General features: G+C 60.1%; 20 protein-coding genes. 8 read left to right on the forward strand and 12 right to left on the reverse strand.

Annotated features, from left to right (window positions below; all coding sequences use genetic code 11):
• Window positions 1-182 precede the first annotated feature (182 nt).
• Window positions 183-938 (reverse strand): hypothetical protein, encoded by a 756-nt coding sequence (locus ACRESH_RS21495; RefSeq protein WP_431743863.1) that lies wholly within the window; start codon window positions 936-938, stop codon window positions 183-185.
• A 549-nt stretch (window positions 939-1,487) separates the two neighbouring features.
• Between ACRESH_RS21495 and ACRESH_RS21500 the strand changes: the two genes are divergently transcribed.
• The 4 genes from ACRESH_RS21500 to ACRESH_RS21515 all read left to right on the forward strand — a co-directional run bounded on the left by ACRESH_RS21500 (window position 1,488) and on the right by ACRESH_RS21515 (window position 3,556).
• Window positions 1,488-1,997: a hypothetical protein gene (locus ACRESH_RS21500; RefSeq protein WP_431743864.1), complete on the forward strand. Its 510-nt coding sequence runs from the start codon at window positions 1,488-1,490 to the stop codon at window positions 1,995-1,997.
• Between the two features lie 11 nt (window positions 1,998-2,008).
• Window positions 2,009-2,536 carry a DUF5384 family protein gene (locus ACRESH_RS21505; RefSeq protein ID WP_431743865.1) on the forward strand — a complete coding sequence of 176 codons (528 nt, stop codon included), beginning with the start codon at window positions 2,009-2,011 and terminating at the stop codon, window positions 2,534-2,536.
• A 58-nt stretch (window positions 2,537-2,594) separates the two neighbouring features.
• A complete protein-coding gene (locus tag ACRESH_RS21510) occupies window positions 2,595-2,918 on the forward strand; it encodes a hypothetical protein (protein ID WP_431743866.1) in 324 nt (107 codons plus the stop codon).
• A 197-nt stretch (window positions 2,919-3,115) separates the two neighbouring features.
• Window positions 3,116-3,556 (forward strand): CBS domain-containing protein, encoded by a 441-nt coding sequence (locus tag ACRESH_RS21515; RefSeq protein ID WP_431743867.1) that lies wholly within the window; start codon window positions 3,116-3,118, stop codon window positions 3,554-3,556.
• Between the two features lie 16 nt (window positions 3,557-3,572).
• On the opposite strand, the gene ACRESH_RS21520 is transcribed toward ACRESH_RS21515, so the two are convergent.
• From ACRESH_RS21520 to ACRESH_RS21530, 3 genes are all read right to left on the reverse strand, one after another.
• Complete coding sequence (locus tag ACRESH_RS21520) at window positions 3,573-4,214, reverse strand: NADH:ubiquinone oxidoreductase subunit N (RefSeq protein WP_431743868.1); 642 nt, start codon at window positions 4,212-4,214, stop codon at window positions 3,573-3,575.
• 62 nt (window positions 4,215-4,276) lie between these two features.
• Window positions 4,277-4,516: a DUF2789 domain-containing protein gene (locus ACRESH_RS21525; protein WP_431743869.1), complete on the reverse strand. Its 240-nt coding sequence runs from the start codon at window positions 4,514-4,516 to the stop codon at window positions 4,277-4,279.
• A gap of 60 nt (window positions 4,517-4,576) precedes the next feature.
• Window positions 4,577-5,035, reverse strand: a complete 459-nt coding sequence (locus ACRESH_RS21530) for an aminoacyl-tRNA deacylase (RefSeq protein ID WP_431743870.1) — start codon at window positions 5,033-5,035, stop codon at window positions 4,577-4,579.
• Between the two features lie 102 nt (window positions 5,036-5,137).
• On the opposite strand from ACRESH_RS21530, the gene ACRESH_RS21535 reads away from it, so the two are divergent.
• Complete coding sequence (locus ACRESH_RS21535; protein WP_431743871.1) at window positions 5,138-6,523, forward strand: NfeD family protein; 1,386 nt, start codon at window positions 5,138-5,140, stop codon at window positions 6,521-6,523.
• A 2-nt stretch (window positions 6,524-6,525) separates the two neighbouring features.
• Window positions 6,526-7,272 (forward strand): slipin family protein, encoded by a 747-nt coding sequence (locus ACRESH_RS21540; RefSeq protein ID WP_431743872.1) that lies wholly within the window; start codon window positions 6,526-6,528, stop codon window positions 7,270-7,272.
• A gap of 28 nt (window positions 7,273-7,300) precedes the next feature.
• On the opposite strand, the gene ACRESH_RS21545 is transcribed toward ACRESH_RS21540, so the two are convergent.
• Window positions 7,301-8,119 (reverse strand): tetratricopeptide repeat protein, encoded by an 819-nt coding sequence (locus ACRESH_RS21545; protein ID WP_431743873.1) that lies wholly within the window; start codon window positions 8,117-8,119, stop codon window positions 7,301-7,303.
• Window positions 8,120-8,325: 206 nt separating this feature from the next.
• Here ACRESH_RS21545 and ACRESH_RS21550 point away from each other — a divergent pair, with 206 nt between their 5' ends.
• Window positions 8,326-8,916 carry a WYL domain-containing protein gene (locus ACRESH_RS21550; protein WP_431743874.1) on the forward strand — a complete coding sequence of 197 codons (591 nt, stop codon included), beginning with the start codon at window positions 8,326-8,328 and terminating at the stop codon, window positions 8,914-8,916.
• A gap of 5 nt (window positions 8,917-8,921) precedes the next feature.
• Here ACRESH_RS21550 and ACRESH_RS21555 read toward each other — a convergent pair whose 3' ends face one another.
• The 7 genes from ACRESH_RS21555 to ACRESH_RS21585 form a co-directional block, all read right to left on the reverse strand.
• A complete protein-coding gene (locus ACRESH_RS21555) occupies window positions 8,922-9,788 on the reverse strand; it encodes an ABC transporter permease (RefSeq protein ID WP_431743875.1) in 867 nt (288 codons plus the stop codon).
• A gap of 14 nt (window positions 9,789-9,802) precedes the next feature.
• The gene (locus tag ACRESH_RS21560; protein WP_431743876.1) at window positions 9,803-10,666 is read right to left on the reverse strand and encodes an ABC transporter ATP-binding protein; all 864 of its coding nucleotides are present in this window, start codon (window positions 10,664-10,666) and stop codon (window positions 9,803-9,805) included.
• Window positions 10,667-10,671: 5 nt separating this feature from the next.
• On the reverse strand, window positions 10,672-11,691 hold the full coding sequence (locus ACRESH_RS21565; protein ID WP_431743877.1) for an ABC transporter substrate-binding protein: 1,020 nt from the start codon (window positions 11,689-11,691) through the stop codon (window positions 10,672-10,674).
• A 20-nt stretch (window positions 11,692-11,711) separates the two neighbouring features.
• Entirely contained in the window at window positions 11,712-12,608 is an 897-nt protein-coding gene (locus ACRESH_RS21570) for a TauD/TfdA dioxygenase family protein (protein ID WP_431743878.1), read from the reverse strand.
• A 217-nt stretch (window positions 12,609-12,825) separates the two neighbouring features.
• A complete protein-coding gene (locus tag ACRESH_RS21575) occupies window positions 12,826-14,187 on the reverse strand; it encodes an HlyD family type I secretion periplasmic adaptor subunit (protein WP_431743890.1) in 1,362 nt (453 codons plus the stop codon).
• 1 nt (window position 14,188) lies between these two features.
• Complete coding sequence (locus ACRESH_RS21580; protein ID WP_431743879.1) at window positions 14,189-16,345, reverse strand: type I secretion system permease/ATPase; 2,157 nt, start codon at window positions 16,343-16,345, stop codon at window positions 14,189-14,191.
• A gap of 42 nt (window positions 16,346-16,387) precedes the next feature.
• On the reverse strand, window positions 16,388-17,725 hold the full coding sequence (locus tag ACRESH_RS21585; protein ID WP_431743880.1) for a TolC family outer membrane protein: 1,338 nt from the start codon (window positions 17,723-17,725) through the stop codon (window positions 16,388-16,390).
• 347 nt (window positions 17,726-18,072) lie between these two features.
• Here ACRESH_RS21585 and ACRESH_RS21590 point away from each other — a divergent pair.
• A partial coding sequence (locus ACRESH_RS21590) for a retention module-containing protein (protein WP_431743881.1) occupies window positions 18,073-19,612 on the forward strand: 1,540 nt, incomplete at its 3' end.

A 19,612-nucleotide genomic window follows, 5' to 3' on the forward strand; every position in this document is an offset into this window, starting at 1 on the left:
TCGCAGCCGCCAGGCAGCCTGAAAAGCGTGGAGAACCAATCGGATTTTCGATGAGCATCGTTTTTTGAAGTGCTGACCGCTCGATAGCCGGAGAGTATTCGGCTATTTCAGACCATCCTTAGGAATCCCATGCAATCGACAACCATGTTTGCCCTTTGCATCGTATCGATGCCCGGCGCGTATCAGTTGAAATTGTAGTTATTGCACTCATAGATGTGCACGTTCGCCTCAAACCCACGAAGACAGGAAACTACTTTCCCACTCTTCAAGTAATAGCGGTACTCAGCCAAACCATTTACAGAGCTTTGATCAACCTGAACCCGAGTCGACTTCGCCCTCAGATCTTTATCATTCCTATCGGCGTACTCTCTCATTTTCGAGTTATCAGCTGCTCTTTCCTCCAACCATCTTTCTTTCGCCTCAACAACAGGATCAACCTTCGGCTTCCTAGCCTCCTCAACCAAAGCCTTTTCTTCTTCGGATAATAAAATTACCTTTTGAGCGAGAACATCAACTTCAACCTGCCCTAGGAACCCACGCCCAGTGATAACGCCTGAAACCTTAAGCTTTTCATCATCATAGCGAATCTCACTCACCAAATCAGCTTCAAACAGAGTACTCCTTTCGAACCCAGGTAGTTTGGGGTTGAACAATGAAAGCTCGCAGTCGACATCCATATCACAGCCCTTAGGGTACACATCAACAGAGAACTTATTATCTAGGCATATTAGTTCAAACTCATCATCCGACATTTTATTTAGGCCGTCTCCATTCATACAGCGATAAGCATCAGAGTAGCTCAAGACCGTGCTATTTTTTGATCCACCTCCAGCTTGATATATGTATGTAAGCCCACCAAATATCACCAAGACAAGTGCAACTAAAGCTATCGTACTGGCATTACTTTCAGAGGCTTTCCCCGAGACGTTACTACTCATTCCAGTACCCCTCATAACTTAAGTAGCATCTTTTATGAACATTAGCTCAACAGCATGAAAACGCCATCACCCTAACCACTTGACTTGTCGCACCGAGGGTTGCGCTCTACGTCTTCTGTTCAGCGGCCACTGATAACTGTTCAATTTATGAGCAGAAGGGCATTGCTTGGCATGGGTTCGTTGACTATCGTCAGAGGTGCCATCAACCAGCCCCACTAAGGCAGTACACCCCCGGAGCTTTACTCGTCTAGAACAAGGTTTTGCCCTTGAAATACCGCCATGGGTCAGATTCCCGCCGAGTGCGCCATCTTTCTCTGCCTTTGCTTGCAAAGGCCTAGCGTTTTCGCCACTTCCGCTTACCAAGATTTCAATTCGCCCGGCTGCTCCTGCCAAGCGAACTCCCTCCTTTATTAGCATCCGCTCTATCCAAATTCCCTGTAAGTCCTGTTGGCTTTACCTCGTTTAAACAATCCGTTTAGAATGATGGCAATATGCCCACCGAAATGGATTGCGGCGCAAGGTTACCCACACCCTCCAGGGAATTTAGGAATGAAAATGCTGAAACACTGTCTGGCTTTGACCGTTGCCGCTGCTCTTGTTGGTTGCCAAGCGACGGGCGAGCAGTATCAATCCGATGTGTTTGACGCCAGTCAGGTGAACACCCAGCAGGAAGCCAAGACCGTCAAGATCCTCACGATCTCGCCGACCAAGATCAAAGTCAGCAACGAAAAGAACCAGAAAGCCGCAATGATGGTTGGCGGTGTGCTGGGTGCTCTGGGTGGCGCAGCGCTGGGTGCCGGCAAGAACAAGGACACTGCTATCGTCGGCGGTGTAGCCGGGGGTGGTGCAGGCGCCCTTGCAGGCTCGATGGTCAACGACACCACGCTGGTACCCGGCGTGCTGATCGGCTACTCCGAGAGCGGCAAGATTTACACCTCCGCCCAGGTTGGCCGTCCTTGCGACTTTGAAGTGGGTGGCATCTCCCTGATGGTCATGACCATGTCCAACGAAACGCGCATTCAGCCGAATGCCACCTGCCCAGAACCGAAAAAGAGCTGAGGCAGCCGGACATGAAGCATATTGTTCTGGGCACCGCCCTCGCACTGTCTGCCGTGACCGCCACGGCAGGCCAGTTCGATCAGCTTTACCAGATCGAACAGCAGACCAAACAGACTGAAGCCGCCCTGGAAACCGAGCGCCTGCGTCAGGCTGCTGCTGCCCAGCAGCGCGCCGAGTCCCGCGAAGCCGCTGCTCGCCAGCAACGTGCTGCTGCGCAGCGTGCCGCCTCGCAACGGGCCGCCGAAAAGCAGCAGGCGCAAGCGGCGGAGCACAAGCGCGTTCAGACCCGTGAAGAAGGCTTCGAGGACGAGCTGCGCGCCCTGGAGCTGGAAGAACGTCGTCTGGCGCTGCAAGCGAAGAAAGCCAAGGTTGCCCGGGCCAACGACTACATCGATGCCGAGCTGCGCGACAGCGCCGCCCGCACCGACGTGATCCAGTCCAACGCCGACGCTTCGCGCAACGTGACCTCTGGCGCCAAATCCTTGCTGGAAGATGCCGGCAAGGCCGAGGTCAATCGCTCCACCAAGCTGTTCGAGTAACTATCCCCGGGTTAGCCTCGGTGCATGCGCCGGGGCCGCCCTCTGCAGAGACAACATCATGCTACGTATGATTATGCTGGTGGCGGCAGGCCTGCTGCTGAGCGGTTGCTTCAAGGAAGAAGCCAAGTTTCCCACCGTCGACCTGCATGGCCGCCTAGTGGTTGATCAGGAAATGACCACCTCGCGTCAGGCCCAGGGCATCCAGGGCGAGTACTTCAAGCGCGTGCTCAGCGTTAACGGTCAGGACATGGACTTTGGCGCCTTCGTCAAACAGTACTGCCCGGACAGCAACACCCGTAACGAAACCTGCATCAAGGCCTTCCGCATCAAGAAGATCGACGATGTCAGCGGTGCTACCCGGTTCTTGCCTAACGGGCTTTGATCGGCGCTGCAGTAGCGAAAGCTGATCGGCCAACCCCTGCCGAGCGCATGGGCGGTTCGGCAGGTTTTTCCCCAGCTCACCCGGCCCATGACGTTTTTCAATCGACTCGATGCCGTTTTCTCCCTTGCTCTGCGGCCATCTGTACACGATTCTGTAGGCATCTGCCGTCATCCACTCCCAGCATTGCAGAGGCAACTATGAAAACCGTGGCACAGCTCCTAAAAACAAAAGCTCAGCAGCACCACCAGGTTCATACCATTGCCCCCGACCAGATGGTGCTCGATGCACTCAGGCTGATGGCCGAGAAAAATGTTGGTGCCTTGCCGGTGGTCGAGGGTGGCCAGGTGGTGGGGATCGTCAGTGAGCGCGACTACGCGCGCAAGATGGTGCTCAAGGGCCGCTCGTCAGTGGGCACTCCGGTCAGCGCGATCATGAGCGCGCCGGTGATCACGGTGGACCCGCACCAGAACATCGACTACTGCATGAACATGATGACCAACAGCCATCTGCGGCACCTGCCGGTGGTGGAGAACGGCGAGCTGCTGGGTCTGCTGTCGATCGGTGACCTGGTCAAGGAGGCCATCGCCGAGCAGGCCAACATGATCCAGCAACTGGAGCAGTACATTCGCGGCGATTGAGTCGCCGCAATGCCCGTCAGCGGTATTCGCCCTCCAGCTCATCGAGCTGGTGGTCGAAACTGCGCAGCCGCGCCGACCAGGTGTAAACCAGCACTTCCAGATCGCGGTTAAGCACCGCCGCCCCACCTCGGCCGCTGCTTTGCTGTGAGTCGCACAAGTCCAGCTGATAGCGCTCACGGGCCATGGCGGTGGCCACGGTGGAGAGCTCACGGGCGTTATCCAGCCAGTGCCGCCGCAGGTCGTGGGTTTCCTTGTCCAGCTCGCGGCACTGACGCTTCAGGGCTTCAAGGCTTTGCTCCAGAGGCGTGCCTTCAAGCTCGCCCATGACTTCCTGGAAGGTCCGCCCCGGCTGCCAGTAGCTGCCCCAGAAGTAGCGGTCGAACACAGTTTCGACCCGGCGCAAGGCAACCTTGGTGTTCCAGATGGCAACCAGTGTGCGCCCCTGAGCCAACTGGCGCTTGCTGACCCGCAGCTGCTGCCAGGCAATCCAGGCCAGCGCCGTCAGCGCCAGCGCCCCGATCACTCCACCGGCTGCGTAGAGAAACACCAGGGCCTGGTTCAGCTGATAGCTCTCTTTGACGCCATAGAAGTAACCGACGGTCAGCAGGCCCAACGCGCTCACGGCACACCAGAAACCGACGGCATAGGGATCTTTCATTGCGCTATCCCCTGTTGTTTTTTTCTGAGCATAGCAACGCCGAACGCCGGTATCAGTGCCGCTCAGCGTTTATTTCGCAACGCCTCATTGAGCTGGTCGAACATCAGCGCCCAGTCGGCATCCTCTTCGATACTGTCCTTCAGAAATGCCCTTTGAGCATCTGTCCAGAAAGGTGCGTCGACCAGTTTTATGTCGCCCTTGAGCGGAGAATGGCTAGTAATGAACTGGTCGATACCGACGGGATCGTCAGGCAGGCCCAGCTGTTTGAACAATTCTGAAAACTTGTGATTGGGTGCTTCCATGGGTCACTCCTCAGCGCCAGACCGGTCGTCCACGACGCCAGCCTGGCAGCGGGTTGATCATCAGCAAACCTCGCGCACTTCGGCGTTAGGCACCAGTTTCAGGTACTGCTTCATGTTCATGTGGATCAGGTGGTCGTGATCACCAGCCTCGATGTAGATATCACCCTGACGGGACAAGGTCGGGTCGAGCAACATCTTGATCGAGTAAGCTTCACCCATTGCCGGGATGGCGCCACGCTCGCAATCACCGAACAGATGGGGCAGGTTGCTTTCAATCGTCATATGCCACTGACCGGTGGCCTGCACTTTGCTCATGTCCAGGTGACGGTTGGCGGGCAGCACGGCCATCAGATAGTTGCCGTGGCGGTCGTCGAGCATGACCGACTTGGCCACCCGCTCGGCCGGCACCCCGGCCAGGCGCGCTGACTCAAGGCTGGTGGATGAGTGTGCGTGAGGAACGATGTCATAGTCGCAGCCAGCCTTGTCCAGGCACTGCTGCAGGGTTTTTGCCATACGCATGATGCACCTCCGGATAGAACTCCCCCACTTCTGAAGTTTAGGCCGTGCTGCTGCGAGCAGCCGACTAAACTTAGTGAACACGCACAAACCGGGTGAATTCAGGTGATCGCTCGTTGGTGTCGGCACCTGCTCTTGCTGCTCTTGCTCGGCGCACTGCCTAGCGGCCAGGCTGCGCCCGGCCATCCAGTGCTGGTGCTGAGTATTAACGACGCCATCGGTCCGGCCAGTGCCGATTATCTGATACGTGGTCTGGAACAGGCCAAATCCGAGCAGGCGCAACTGGTGGTGATCCGCCTCGACACTCCAGGCGGGCTGGACAGCTCGATGCGCGAGATCATCAAGGCAATCCTCGCCAGCCCCGTGCCGGTGGCCAGTTTCGTTGCTCCCAGTGGTGCCCGCGCGGCTAGCGCCGGCACCTACATCCTCTACGCCAGCCATGTCGCGGCCATGGCCCCGGGCACCAACCTGGGCGCCGCCACCCCGGTGCCGATCGGCGGCCTGCCCGGTCCGCCCAAGGACCCTGCGGCACCACCCGCAGCGCCGACGGGCGACAAGCAATCCCCCCCGGGCGAACAAGACACCTTGACCCGCAAGCAGGTCAACGACGCTGCGGCCTATATCCGTAGCCTGGCGCAACTGCGTGGACGCAATGCCGAGTGGGCCGAACAGGCCGTGCGTGAAGCCGTTAGCCTGCCTGCCAACGAAGCCCTGCGCCTGAAGGTGATCGACCGGGTCGCCAACGACCTGCCTGATTTGCTACGCCAGCTCGACGGCAAGACACTCGAAGCCGCCGGCCAGCCGATGCAGTTGCACACCGCCGCCGCCCCCGTGGTCGAGCGCCAGCCAGACTGGCGCACGCGGTTGCTGGCGGTGATCACCAACCCCAGCGTAGCGCTGATCCTGATCATGATCGGCATCTATGGCCTGATGTTCGAGTTCATGAGCCCGGGTTCCGGGGTCGGCGGGGTGATCGGCGGTATCTGCCTGTTGCTGGCCCTGTATGCCTTGCAGCTGTTGCCGGTGAGCTACGCGGGGGTCGGGCTGATTCTGCTCGGTGTGGCATTCATGATTGCCGAGGCGTTCATGCCCAGCTTCGGTGTGGTCGGCTTTGGCGGCATCGTCGCCTTTGTCGTTGGCGCGGTGATCCTGATGGACACCGATGTGCCCGGCTTCGGCATTCCGCTGGCGCTGATTCTGTTCCTGGCACTGGTCTCGGCGCTGCTGCTCGGCGGTGTGCTGGGCATGGCCATGAAAGCGCGCCAGCGCGCGCTGGTCAGTGGCGATGCAGATCTGGTCGGCAGCCTGGCCACGGTCATGGCGGTCAACGACAGCGATCCGTACATCGGCTCGGTGCAGGCGCAGGGTGAACAGTGGCAGGCGCAGTGTCAGACGCCACTGCAAGTAGGACAACGCGTCCGGGTGATCTCACGCAAGGGCGTACTTCTGGACGTCAGCGCCGCAGCAGACGCTGTGGCGCAAGGAGACTGAGCATGTTTTTCGAACTGGGCTTTGGTGCGCTGCTGGCGTTGACCGCTGTGCTGTTGCTGTCGGCGTTTCGCATTCTGCGCGAATACGAACGCGGCGTGGTGTTCCAGCTCGGGCGTTTCTGGCGGGTCAAGGGGCCGGGCCTGGTGTTGCTGATTCCCGGTGTCCAGCAGATGGTCCGGGTCGACTTGCGCACCGTGGTGCTCGATGTGCCGCCGCAGGACGTGATCACCCGCGACAACGTCTCGGTCAAGGTCAATGCAGTGCTGTACTTTCGCGTGCTTGACCCGCAGAAGGCAATTATCCAGGTCGAGGACTTTCTCATGGCCACCAGCCAATTGGCCCAGACCACCTTACGGGCGGTGCTCGGCAAGCATGAGCTGGATGAGTTGCTGGCCGAACGCGAGCGCTTGAACCTGGATGTCCGCCAGGTGCTGGATGCACAAACCGATGCCTGGGGCATCAAGGTGGCCAACGTCGAGATCAAGCATGTCGACCTCAACGAGTCGATGATCCGCGCCATTGCCCGTCAGGCCGAAGCCGAACGCGAACGGCGGGCCAAGGTGATTCATGCCGAAGGGGAACTGCAGGCCTCGGAGAAACTGATGCAGGCGGCAGAAATGCTCGGGCGCCAGCCGGGGGCCATGCAGCTGCGTTACATGCAGACCTTGGGCAGTATCGCCGGGGACAAATCGTCGACCATTGTCTTTCCGTTGCCGATTGAGATGCTCAAGGGGTTTGTGGATAAGTGAAACTGGGGCTGCCCTGCAGCCTGTACGCTCAAGGCTGCAGTTGATCCTCCAGCTTCATGGTCAGGGCCAGCGAACTGCCCATGGCGATAGCCTGGTCACGCCAGAACAGGTAGCGCAAGGCGTTGTCGGAAACGCTGAAGTGCACCGCCAACTCTTCAGCGGCCTGCATCACCCCGGCCACGGCCGCCAGTTCCAGCCAGTACACCCCGGCCTTCTGGTCGGCTGCCACGTTCTGCCCGTGCAGCAGCCGGTAGCCGACTTCGAACCGGCAGCGCGCCTCGCCTCGCTGGGCACCGCTGAGGAACCAGCGGTAGGCCATTTGCAGGTCGACCGTCCACGCCTGCACATCACTGTCGCAGATTTCTTCCTCGTAGAGGTCACCCAAGGCCGCGGCCGCCTGCTCCAGGCCGCGTTCGAAAGCATGCTGGTAGTACTCGGCCGCGCTGACATAAGCGACCTCCACACCCTTGCCAAAATAGTACTGCTGGCCGAGGTTGAACCAGGCCGCCGCACTACCCTGCAATGCCGCCATGCGTAGCAGATGCCCGGCCAGCGTCGGGTCGGCGCGCCAGTATTTGCCATTGAGCCAGATCCAGCCCAGGTCGTTGAGCGCCACAACATTGCCGTCCAGGGCCTGGTCGCGCAGATCGCTGTACAGCGCCTGCAGGTCAGTGGCCTCCTCCAGGCGGCTGATAAGGATGAAGCTTTCGCCCAAGACCGCCCGCTGGCTGGGCATACCCACTCCGACGTACAACCGCTCCAGTTGGTTGGAACGGCCAGGCACCGGAATAATGCGCTCGGGAAGCAGACGCTCGAGCAGTGGGTAAATGTTGCTGGCAGCTGACATGTTCGTCCTCATTGAACAACCCTGCGAACCGAAGGCAGGTGTAATGAGGCGTGATTCTGCGCAAAGCCGCGACAAAACCTGTCGCGAACGATTCGGTTGAGGCAAATCAACTACTTCATCCTTGATCTGATAGATAAATGGCCAATTGCCATATCACTGCGCTAGGAACATGCTACAACCGCAAGCCTAGACAAGGACGCCACACTTTGCCCTCCGCCACGACCCGCGCCACGCTCAGCCGTCAATGGGAGTTGCTGCGCCAACTGCCCAGCCGCTCACCCGGCATTACCAGCGCCGAGCTGGTAGCTCGCCTGAAAGACGCCGGCTTTACCATCAGCAAACGGACCATCGAGCGCGACTTGAACGAGCTGTCGCTGATATTTCCGTTGGAGCGCAACGACAAGAGCATTCCCTATGGCTGGCACTGGGCGGCCAATGCCGGTTTTCGCCAGTTGCGCGTACTCAACAGCGCCACTGAAGGCCTGCGCGACTTTGATCTGCAGGCTTACCTGCGCAGTGATGCCCTACAATTCGGCGACACCGACAAGATCGAGTTGCAGGCTTGGATCAGCGACAACCTGGCGCGCCTGGTGCGTGAGACACCGCTGTCGGCGGACATGCAACTCACCCAGCTGGAGCACGGCCACTGCTTGCGTGCGACGGTGAGCAACGGCTGGCAACTGCGTGGGTGGTTACTCAGCCAGGGCGACGGTTTGATCGTCGAGCAACCCTTGGACCTGCGCCAGCAGATTGCCGAAACCCTGAGCAGCGCTGCGGCGCGATACCAGACAGCCTGAGCCCATCACCGTTGCATGCCCCAGCGGCGCACGGTTATGCGCTCCAGGTTGTTGAACACCAGGCTTTCCACCAACAAACCGATCAGAATCACCACGGCAAGCCCGGCGAAGACCTTGTCGGTGTACAGCTCGTTGCGGTTCTGGAAGATGTACCAACCCAGCCCGCCTTTGCCGCTGGTGGCGCCAAAAACCAGTTCGGCGGCAATCAAGGTGCGCCAGGCGAAAGCCCAACCGATCTTCAGGCCGGAGAGAATCGACGGCAGCGCTGCCGGGATCAGAATGTGCAGTACCAGCCGCAGACCGCGCAGGCCATAGTTGCGCCCGGCCATGCGTAGGGTTTCGGACACACCGAGGAATCCGGCATAGGTGTTCAGGGCCAGGGCCCAAAGCACCGAATGCACCAGGACGAAAATCAGGCTGTTGTCGCCCAGGCCGAACCAGAGCAAGGCCAGCGGTAGCAAGGCTATGGCCGGCAGCGGGTTGAACATCGAGGTCAATGTGCTGAGCAGGTCACGGCCCAATTGGCTCGAGACGGCCAGGCTGGTCAAGCCAAACGCCAGGACGATGCCCAGCAGATAACCCTTGAGCAGCACCACCAGCGAGACACCGACCTTGGCCGGCAATTCGCCACTGAACAGGCCGTCGAACAAGGCCGCCGCCGTTTGCAGGAAGTTGGGCAGCAGCAGGTCGTTGCCCTGGTAGCGAGCGATGGCTTCCCAGGCCGCCGCCAGCAACACCAGGATCACCCCCTTGCGCAGCCAAGCCTGTTGCCACAAACGTTGACCCAGGGGCAGTTCGCGCTCAAGCGGTACACTGAGCAGTGGTTCGAGGACAACTTCGTATTCCTGACGCGGCGTAACGGATGTGGTCATGGCAAAGCTCCCGGTCAGTAGGCAATACGGATGTCGGCGAAACCCCATGCCGGGTCGTGCCCGGATTGGGCGTCATCGTTGAACAGCAAGCGATGGATGCGTCTAGCCGAGCTCTGGAAGTCACTGGCACCGAGGCTCTGCAGGTCGTACTGATGACTGTGGATCTCAGCCCGTACCCGCCCCGGATGGGGCGACAGCAGGAGGATGCGGTTACCCACCACCAGCGCTTCCTCGATGGAGTGGGTGACGAACAGCAAGGTGAAACGCACCTCTTCCCACAGCAGCAACAATTCTTCCTGCATCTTGCGCCTGGTCAACGCGTCGAGCGCGGCGAAAGGCTCGTCCATCAGCAGGATTTTCGGCTGCATGGCCAACGCGCGGGCAATCGCGACCCGGGCTTTCATGCCGCCCGACAAGGTATGTGGGTAGGCATCGGCAAAGCCAGTCAGGCCGACTTTCTCCAGGTAATGCAAGGCGCGTGCTTCGGCTTCCTTGCGCTTGAGCGTGCCCGACGCCAGCAACGGGAACATCACATTCTGTTTGACGGTTTTCCACGGTGGCAGTTGGTCGAACTCCTGGAACACCACGATCCGGTCGGGGCCCGGGCCATGTACCGCCTGGCCCTGCAAGCGGATCTGTCCTTCCCGCGGTTCGATGAAACCGGCGACCGCCTTGAGCAGCGTCGACTTGCCGCAACCGGAGGGACCGAGCAGGACAAAGCGATCCGCCTTGTCCACGTCGAAACTGACCTGATGAGTGGCCCGCACCACGCTTTGCGCCGTGCGGTATTCCAGGCTGACGTTATCCACCTGCAGCAGCGGCGGCGTGGCGACGCTGCTCAACTTGCTGACCGTGTGGCCTTGCAATGGGGTGTTCATGCGGTTCAGCTCCCTTGCAGCGGTTTCTCGTCCTGGAAGAAGTAATCCTTCCAGGACTCGGGTTTGTGCTTGATCGCGCCCACGCGGTAGAGGAACTCGGCCAGCGGGTAGGTGTTTTTCGGTGTGACGCTGAATTCGTACTGCGGGTTGTCGATGATCTTGAGCAGCGCTTCGCGGTCGATCTTGGCCTTGGTCACGCGGATATACGTGTCAGCCGCAGCCGCCTTGTCGTTCTGGGCGAAGTCCGCAGCCTCGGCCAGGGCGTCGACAAAGGCCTTGTAGGTCTTGGGATTGTCCTGGCGGAATTTCTCGGTGGCGAACAACACGGTTGGCGAGTTCGGCCCGAGCAGGTCGTAGGTGTTGAGCACCACGTGCACGTCCTTGTTGGCCAGCACCTGGTCCTGGAACGGCGGGTTGGAGAAATGCGCGTTCAGCTCGGTGCCACCGGCCAGCAAGGCGGCGGTAGCGTCAGGGTGCGGAACCGCCAGGGTGAATTTGTCCAGTCGCGCGTACTCCTTGTCACCCCACTGCTTGGCGGCAGCGTACTGGAGGAAGCGTGACTGCACCGAAACGCCCACGGCCGGCAGGGCAATACGGTCCTTGTCGCTGAAGTCGGCGATGGTCTTGACCTTGGGGTTGCTGCTGACCAGGTAGTACGGGAAGTTGCCCAGCGAAGCCACGGCCTTGACGTTCTGCCGACCCTGGGTGCGGTCCCAGATGGTCAGCAGCGGGCCGACCCCGGCGCCGGCGATGTCAATCGAACCGGATAGCAAGGCATCGTTGATCGCCGCGCCACCAGACAATTGCGTCCAGTCGACCTTGATGTCGATGCCCTGCTCCTTGCCGTGCTTCTCGATCAGGTTCTGGTCGCGCACCACATTGAGCAGCAGATAGACGATGCCGAACTGTTCGGCAATGCGGATTTCACCTTCGGCCTGGGCCGTTGCCGGGGCTACCAGGCTGCCGGCGAGCAGGCTGACACCCAGACCGATACTGGCCGCCAGGCGGCTGATTGACTTGCACATGCTGTACTCCTCGAAACGTGTCAGAACGGGGCATCGCCCTGGATGGTGGTGCGGTACAGCTTGCGGCGCAGGTGCGCGGGGCAACCGGCAGCCAGGTGGATCAGTGAGCGGTTGTCCCAGAACACCAGGTCACGGGGCTGCCACTGGTGACGGTAGATGTTCTGTTCCAGCACGCTGTAGGCATAGAGCTCGGCGAGGATCTGCCGGCTTTCGTCTTCGGGCAGGCCAACGATGCGGGTGGTGAAGCCTTCACTGACGAACAAGGCCTGGCGGCCGTTCTCCGGATGGGTCCGCACCACGGGGTGAATCACTTCCTGCACCTGGGCCAGTTGCTCGGCAGTCAGCGTCGGGCGCCAGTTGCCTTCAAATTTGCTTTCGCTGTAGCGGGCGGTGTAGGAGTGCGCTGCGCTACGGCCTTGCACAGCGTTGCGCAGGGCTTCAGGCAGTCCGTCCCAGGCTTTGTGCATGTCGGCGAACAGGGTATCGCCGCCTTCGCTCGGCAGCTCTTGGGCATGCAGCATCGAGCCCAGGCTCGGCAGCGCCTTGTACGACAGGTCCGAATGCCAGAACTTGCCAGCATCGCCCAGGCCGATGTTCTGCCCGTTCTCGACGATGTTGGAGACGATCAGGATTTGCGGGTGGCCGGCCAGCAGAAACTGTTTGAGTACATGAATCTGCAGCTCGCCGAAGCGGCGGCTGAAGGCGATCTGTTGCTCGGGGGTTATGTGCTGGTCGCGAAAGACCAGTACATGATGATCGAGATGGGCGCGGTGAACCCGGGCGAAATCCTCGGCATTAACTGCACGGGACAGATCCAGCTCGATGATTTCGGCGCCGACGGCACCGGAGAAAGGACGAACTTCGAAGTGTTGTTGTGCGCTGTCGACAGACGACAAGACACTGGAGGCCGCTGACATGATTCACTCCCACGCAGAGCACGCCCAAAGGTGCGCGCATCGATCAGAAACTCACGGGGTTCCGTGTTGGTTCGGTCGTGCGGCGCGCCGATTGGTCGGCAGGTACGCAGGAATTTGACTATAAAGTCATAAGATAGATAATTTAAATATCTTTAGTGAATAAGCATATGGTGAGCTTTGCAGGCCTCATCGCCGGCAATACCGGCGATGTGCCAGATCAACGCTCGCGCAGCGCTTCGGCCCGGGCACGGATGATCGGCTTGAGCAGGTAGCTCAGCACACTTTTCTTGCCAGTGATGATATCCACCGAGGCGACCATGCCCGGGATGATCAACAACGGATTCTCGTCGGTGCCCAGGTGGCTGCGATCGGTGCGCAGCTTGATCACGTAGAAGGTGTTGTTTTCTTCATCGGTGATGGTGTCGGCACCGATCTGTTCCAGCTTGGCTTTCAGGCCGCCATAGATGGTGAAGTCATAGGCAGTGAACTTGACCATGGCTTCCTGGCCTGGATGCAGGAAGGCGATGTCTTGCGGGCGGATACGTGCTTCAACCAGCAGGGTGTCATCCAGCGGCACGATTTCGACCAGGTCACTCCCCGGCTGGATCACACCGCCGACCGTATTGACCAGCAACTGCTTGACGATACCGCGCACCGGCGAAGTCACCAGGGTCCGGTTGACCCGGTCATCGAGGGCCTTGCCGGTGGCCTGGGCCTTGCTCAGGTCAGTGCGTGCCTCGTTCAGCTGAGTGAGGGCATCACTGCGAAACTTGCCGCGGGTCTCATCGATCTTGCGCTCGACTTCCTTGATCGCCGACTCGGCCCGCGGGATGGCCAGCGAGGTGGCATCCAGCTGGCCGCGGTTTTCCACCTCGGCACGCTTGAGGCGCAGTACTTCCACCTGGGAGATAGCGCCCTGAGCCACCAGCGGCTCGGACATGCTGATTTCCTGGCGCAGCAGCTGCAGGCTGTTGCGGTACTGGGATTGCTTGGAGCTGAACTCGCGCAGTTCCTGCTGGCGCTGCACCAACTGCTCCTGCAGGCCGCCGATCTCGTCCTGCAATTGCTGACGGCGGCTCTGGTACAAGGCTTCTTCGTTGGCCGCCTGATTCGGCGCAGCCTTGCGAATCTCTTCGTCAACTTTCAGCGGACGGTCATCGACTTCTGCGCTCAGGCGCTCCACGCGCAGGGCCATAGCCAGGCGATCCGCTTCGGTTTCGCCGACGTTGGAAACAAAACGGGTGTCGTCCAGACGCAGCAAAGGGTCGCCAATTTCGACGATCTGGCCTTCTTTGGCATAGATTTGCGCAACGATACCGCCTTCCAGGTTCTGGATTTTCTGCAGCTTGGACGACGGAATCGCCTTGCCTTCACCGCGGGTAACTTCGTCAATGATCGCGAAGTTGGCCCACAGCCCCAGGAACAGGAAGAAGGCGATCACACCCCAGATAGTCAGGCGCACGATGCGCGGTGCATCCTCGATCAGCGCCTTGTTGACCTCGGGCAGCGGCTGGCCGCTGAGGGACTCCGAGCCTTTGAAGTATTTGCGCAGGCTGTCCTTGAACGGGCCCATATCCATCTTATGCAACACTGATCTGCCCCTTCTTCAGCGCATCCATGACGGCGGCTTTCGGGCCATCCGCAACAATCTGCCCCCGATCAACAACGATCAAGCGATCGACCAGTGACAACAACGATGCCCGGTGGGTGACCAGGACCACGGTCTTGCTTTCGATGACCGCTTGCAGGCGTTGCTTGAGCCGCTCCTCGCCCGTGTTGTCCATGGCGCTGGTGGGTTCGTCGAGCAGCAGGATCTGTGGGTTGAGCAACAGCGCCCGACTCAGGGCGACGTTCTGGCGCTGACCGCCAGAGAGATTCTGACCGCGCTCACCGACCTGCAACTCATAGCCTTGCGGATGCAAGCGGGCAAATTCATGGACGCCAGACAGCTCGGCGGCCTGCAGGACCATTTCGTCCTCGACATAACGCGCACCGCTGACCAGGTTGTCACGCAGGGTGCCGGCCATCAGCTGGATATCCTGTGGCACGTAACCGATGTTGTGGCGCAGCTCACTGACGTCGATCTGGCGGATGTCCACACCGTCGACCAACAGCGAACCGCTGTCAGCTTCATAGAGACCGACGATCAACTTGGCCAGCGAGCTCTTGCCCGAGCCGCTGCGGCCGATGATGCCGATTTTCTCACCCGGACGGATGGTCAGGCTGACGCTCTTGAGCGCCAGGTTCTGCTGGTTCGGGTAGGTGAAGTCAACGCCGCGGAACTCGATTGCACCCTGCAGCACCTGACGGCTCAGCGGACGCTCCTCGAAGTTGCGCTCTTGCGGCAGCTCCATCATCTGGTCGGTCGAAACCATGGTGACCTTGGCCTGCTGGTAGCGGGTCAGTAAGCCGGACAGCTGCCCCAGCGGACCGAGTGCACGGCCACTGAGCATGTAGCAGGCAATCAGGCCACCCATGCTGAGGTTGCCGGCAATGATCTGGTAGACACCGGCACAAATCAGCGCCACACCCGCCAGTTGCTGGATCAGCAGGGTGATGTTCATCGCCATGCCCGACAGCACCTTGACCCGCAGCTCCAGACGGCTGAGGGTGCCGATGGTCTGCTCCCACATATACTGACGCTCGCTCTCGGCGTTGTTGACCTTGACCGCGTCGAGCCCGGCCAACGTCTCGATGAGGCTCGACTGGCGCTCTGAGGCCAGGGCCATGGTCTGCTCCAGAGTCGCCATCAGGGGCTTCTGCAGGGCGTAGCCGATGCCCAGGGCCAGCGGGAAGGCAATGATCGGGATCCACACCAGGTGCCCGCCGATGATGCCGATCACCAGCAGGATCAGCAGAGTAAACGGCAGGTCGATAAGACTGGTCAGGGTCAGCGAGGCAAGGAAGTCGCGCAGGCCCTGGAATTCGTGAATGTTCTGGGCAAAGCTGCCGACCCGCGCCGGACGGTACTTCATCGCCATGCCGACGATGCGCTCGAACAATGTGGCGGAGATGATCAGGTCAGTCTTTTTCCCGGCAAGGTCAAGGCACAGGCTGCGCAGGCCCTTGAGAATCAGGTCGAAGAGATAGGCGCCGCAGATACCGATCGCCAGCACCCACAGGGTCGCGGTCGCCTGGTTGGGTACCACGCGGTCGTAGACGTTCATGACGAACAGTGGCGCAGCCAGGGCAATCAGGTTGATCACCAGGCTTGCGGCGATGGCATCGATGTACAGCCAGCGACTGCGCTTGAGCGTGTCGCGGAACCAGGAACGTGCGCGGGGAATCAGGTTGCCGTGGTTGACGTCGAACTTGTGCTGCGGCTGAGCGAAGAATACCCGCCCGCTGTAGTCGCTCTGCAGCACCTCGCGACTGACATGCACCTCGCCGCCGTCGCTCTCGCTGAGCAACAGCCGCGCGGTGTCTTCATTCTCCCAACCGAGCAACACGGTGCTGCGACCGTCCTTGAGCAGCAGCATGGCCGGCATGGCGATGCCCGGGATCTGCTCAAGCTTGCGTTGCAACAGACGCCCCTGCAGGCCGGCACGGGCTGCCGCGCGCGGCAGTAGCTCCGGGCTCAGGCGCTGGGCCGGCAACGGCAGGCCGGTGGTCAACATCGCCCGGCTGGCGGGTTTCTGGTGCAGCACACAAAGTGACAGCAGGCTGTCCAGCAGCGGATCGTCGTGCTGACTGCGTGGATCATGGCTGAGTTGAACTCGACTGACTTCTGATTCCACGCGGTTTCTCTTGAAGATTGCGGTTGGAGATTAAGGTGAACCTCAGTTCATGCCTGGCAGGCTCACCTTTGGTTTCATATCGTTCTGCACAACGGATGCCATCGGTGCGACAACGCCCTGGCTCTTGAGCAGCTGGCCAATGGTCGCCTTGATTCGATATTGAGTAAACACTTGAATGTTCTTCACCTCGGTCAGACGACGCTGGGCGGTGAAGAGTTCGTTCTCACTATCGAGCAAGTCGAGCAGGGTCCGCTCGCCCAGGCTGAATTGCTGCTGGTAGGCGGAGCGCACATTGTTGCTGTAGTCGACATATTGCTGGGCAATAGGCAATTGCGCGTTGGCGTTGTCCAGAGCATTCCATGCCAGGCCTAATTCCTCATTGAGCTGGCGCAAGGCATTGTTACGAATGTCCAGCGCCTGGTTGCTCAGGTACGACTTGGATTCCAGGTCGGCCTTGTTGCTGCCACCGGCATACAGGTTGAAGCTCATGCGCAGCATAGCCTGCCATTCGTTGTTGTGACCGTTCATGCCATCGATGTCGTTATCGGCCGTCCGTCCGAGCTCTGCATCAAAGCGTGGATAGAACGTAGACTTCGCCGCCTCATATTGTTTTTCCGCCGCAGCGATATCGGATTCCGCCGAGCGCAGGATCGGGCTGCTTTCGACCATTTGTTGACGGGCTTCGTCGAGATTGGCCGGCAGCAGGTCGATAAACGGCGCAGGAGCGCTGAGCTCATCGGGCATTTGTCCAACCACGCTCAGGTAGTTGGTCTTGGCGTCTGCCAGATTGGTCTGCTCGGTAATCAGGTTGTTACGGGCCTGGGCCAGGCGCGCTTCGGCCTGGTCAAGGTCGGCCAGACGCCCAACGCCGCGGGACGTGCGCAGCTTGATCTGATCGTAAATGCGTTCGTGGCTGCGCAGGTTGTCTTCAGCCAGACGTACCATTTCGCGGCGGGTGAGGACGTCCAGGTAAACCTGGGCTACGGTCAGCGCGGTGCGCTCGGAGGCACCGAGCAAGGAGTAAGCGCGCGAGTTAACGGTGGCTTGTTGACGCCCTACTTCGCTGGAGGTGGCAAAACCGTCAAAAACCATTTGCCGCAGACGCAGGCTGGATTCACCACGGTTGAGGGTCTCCCAACGGTTGCCGGTGCTCGGGCTGTCGGTCCCTTCGCGGCCGTAACCTGCCAGCACATCGACCCGCGGTAAATAGCCGCCCTTGGCGGCACGCAGTTGGTAGTCAGCGGCGATACGGCTGTTGACCCCGGCCTGGATTTCCGGATGCACCTCAAGGGCTTTTTGCATGGCCTCAGGCAGGCTTTGTGCTTGAACGAAACTGGCAGCGAGGGCGAACGGAAGAGCAGTGAACAATGACGCGCGCATTAGACTTTTTTCCTAGGGACCTCTTGTCCCAGATCACAGCAAAAGAACGTTGCTGCATTCGAAAATGGCAACCAGTTTGACGGTATGTCGGAAACTTCCGAATGGGTACTTGAGCGTACGTAGGAAGGGTGGCCGCCGCTGAAATATCAATGTGACATTAGGGTGTTGATTGTTTAGGATGACAACAGGAAGGTCAATAGTTTGGCATAAAGTTAATAGCCAAAAAATATAGCCAATTAATTGACGAAATTAACGTCAAAATAACATTCGCAACATTCCATCGAAAAGCGGCATTTCAGCGCCGGCTGGGCATGGAAGCCAACTGAACGGGTAATCCGGAGAGTCCAATGAGCAGCGTTGTTGCCATCGTCAAAAGCATTGTTGGTCAAGTCATCGCCGTATCCCCGGAAGGGGCTCGGCGCGTACTCATCGAAGGTGACCGCCTGCTCGCTGGCGAGCAGGTGCTGACTGGCCTTGCAGGTGCTGTGACCCTGGAGCTGGCTGACGGCCGCACCCTGGACCTGGGCCGCGATAGCCAATGGAGCGCCGATATGCCGGACAGCAGCACTGACCTGGCGGCGGCCACCGCTCAGGCTGCGCCTTCGGTTGAGGAGCTGCAGCAGGCCATCGCCGCCGGCGCTGACCCGACCACCGAACTCGAAGCCACCGCTGCAGGCCCCTCCGCCGCAGGTGCCGGTGGTGCTGCCGGTGGAGGCCACAGCTTCGTCGTGCTCGACGCCACCGCAGGCTCGGTCGATCCGACCATTGGCTTCCCGACTGGCCCCATCGGTTTTGCGACTGCTACCAGCACTGAAGAACTTGGCGGACTGGACAACGCCAACGACCCGGCAACTACTACGCCCACCCGGGAAACCGGCCTGACCCTGAGCGCCACGCCGTCGATCACCGAGGCCGGTGGCGTCATCGTCTATACCGCCACCCTGGGCCAGCCCCCGCTGACCGACCTGACCGTAACCCTCTCCAACGGCCAGATCATCGTCATCAGCGCCGGACAGACCAGCGGCAGCATCAGCGTCGCCATTCCAGCGAATGACACCGTGTACCTCGATGGCAGCCAGATCTCCACGACCATCACCGGCACCACTGGCGGCGCGGGTCTGATCGTCACCACGGATACCACCCCGGCAGTTACCCGGATCACCGACACCATCGACACCAGCACGGTCAACCTCAGCGCGACGCCGAGTATCACCGAAGGTGGTGTCATCACCTACACCGCGACCCTGACCAACCCGGCACAGACGCCGGTGACCGTCACCCTGTCCAATGGCAGCACCATCACCATCGCTGCCGGTCAAACCACCGGCACCGTAGATGTAGAAACCCCGGCCAACGATGTCTACAACAATGGCAGCACCGTCAGCACCGGCATTACCGCTGCCACGGGCGGTAACTTCGAGAACCTGGTGGCAAGCCCGAATCCGGCCGTCACCAGCATCAATGACTCGATCGACGCTACCGGACTGAGCCTGAGCGCCACCGGCAGCGTCGCTGAAGGCGGTGTGATCACCTACACCGCAACCCTGACCAATCCGGCGCAGTCGCCGCTGACCGTTACCCTGTCCAACGGCAGCACCATCACCATCGCTGCGGGCCAGACGAGCGGCACAGTAGACGTGCAGACGCCGGCCAACGATGTGTTCGTCAACGGCAGTACCATCAACACCACCATCACCGGCGCCACGGGCGGCAACTTCGAGCAGTTGGTGCTCGATCCGACGCCTGCCGAGACCATCGTTACCGACAGCATCGATACCGTCATCGTCACCATCGAAGGCAACGGCCCGGTCTTCGAGAACCAGAAGCCGGCCTTCACCATCAAGGTCAACCAGAAGCTTGCGCACGACCTCACCGTCACCTTGAGCA

This window comes from Pseudomonas sp. (genome assembly GCF_050739775.1).
Lineage (GTDB): Bacteria > Pseudomonadota > Gammaproteobacteria > Pseudomonadales > Pseudomonadaceae > Aquipseudomonas.

Coding starts and splice junctions, on each gene's coding strand:
- ACRESH_RS21560 (WP_431743876.1), bottom strand. CDS start 10,666: ATGAACACCCCATTGCAAGGCCACACGGTCAGCAAGTTGAGCAGCGTC.
- ACRESH_RS21525 (WP_431743869.1), bottom strand. CDS start 4,516: ATGGAAGCACCCAATCACAAGTTTTCAGAATTGTTCAAACAGCTGGGC.
- ACRESH_RS21570 (WP_431743878.1), bottom strand. CDS start 12,608: ATGTCAGCGGCCTCCAGTGTCTTGTCGTCTGTCGACAGCGCACAACAA.
- ACRESH_RS21500 (WP_431743864.1), top strand. CDS start 1,488: ATGAAAATGCTGAAACACTGTCTGGCTTTGACCGTTGCCGCTGCTCTT.
- ACRESH_RS21515 (WP_431743867.1), top strand. CDS start 3,116: ATGAAAACCGTGGCACAGCTCCTAAAAACAAAAGCTCAGCAGCACCAC.
- ACRESH_RS21545 (WP_431743873.1), bottom strand. CDS start 8,119: ATGTCAGCTGCCAGCAACATTTACCCACTGCTCGAGCGTCTGCTTCCC.
- ACRESH_RS21540 (WP_431743872.1), top strand. CDS start 6,526: ATGTTTTTCGAACTGGGCTTTGGTGCGCTGCTGGCGTTGACCGCTGTG.
- ACRESH_RS21505 (WP_431743865.1), top strand. CDS start 2,009: ATGAAGCATATTGTTCTGGGCACCGCCCTCGCACTGTCTGCCGTGACC.
- ACRESH_RS21585 (WP_431743880.1), bottom strand. CDS start 17,725: ATGCGCGCGTCATTGTTCACTGCTCTTCCGTTCGCCCTCGCTGCCAGT.
- ACRESH_RS21495 (WP_431743863.1), bottom strand. CDS start 938: ATGAGTAGTAACGTCTCGGGGAAAGCCTCTGAAAGTAATGCCAGTACG.
- ACRESH_RS21530 (WP_431743870.1), bottom strand. CDS start 5,035: ATGCGTATGGCAAAAACCCTGCAGCAGTGCCTGGACAAGGCTGGCTGC.
- ACRESH_RS21555 (WP_431743875.1), bottom strand. CDS start 9,788: ATGACCACATCCGTTACGCCGCGTCAGGAATACGAAGTTGTCCTCGAA.
- ACRESH_RS21575 (WP_431743890.1), bottom strand. CDS start 14,187: ATGGATATGGGCCCGTTCAAGGACAGCCTGCGCAAATACTTCAAAGGC.
- ACRESH_RS21520 (WP_431743868.1), bottom strand. CDS start 4,214: ATGAAAGATCCCTATGCCGTCGGTTTCTGGTGTGCCGTGAGCGCGTTG.
- ACRESH_RS21565 (WP_431743877.1), bottom strand. CDS start 11,691: ATGTGCAAGTCAATCAGCCGCCTGGCGGCCAGTATCGGTCTGGGTGTC.
- ACRESH_RS21510 (WP_431743866.1), top strand. CDS start 2,595: ATGCTACGTATGATTATGCTGGTGGCGGCAGGCCTGCTGCTGAGCGGT.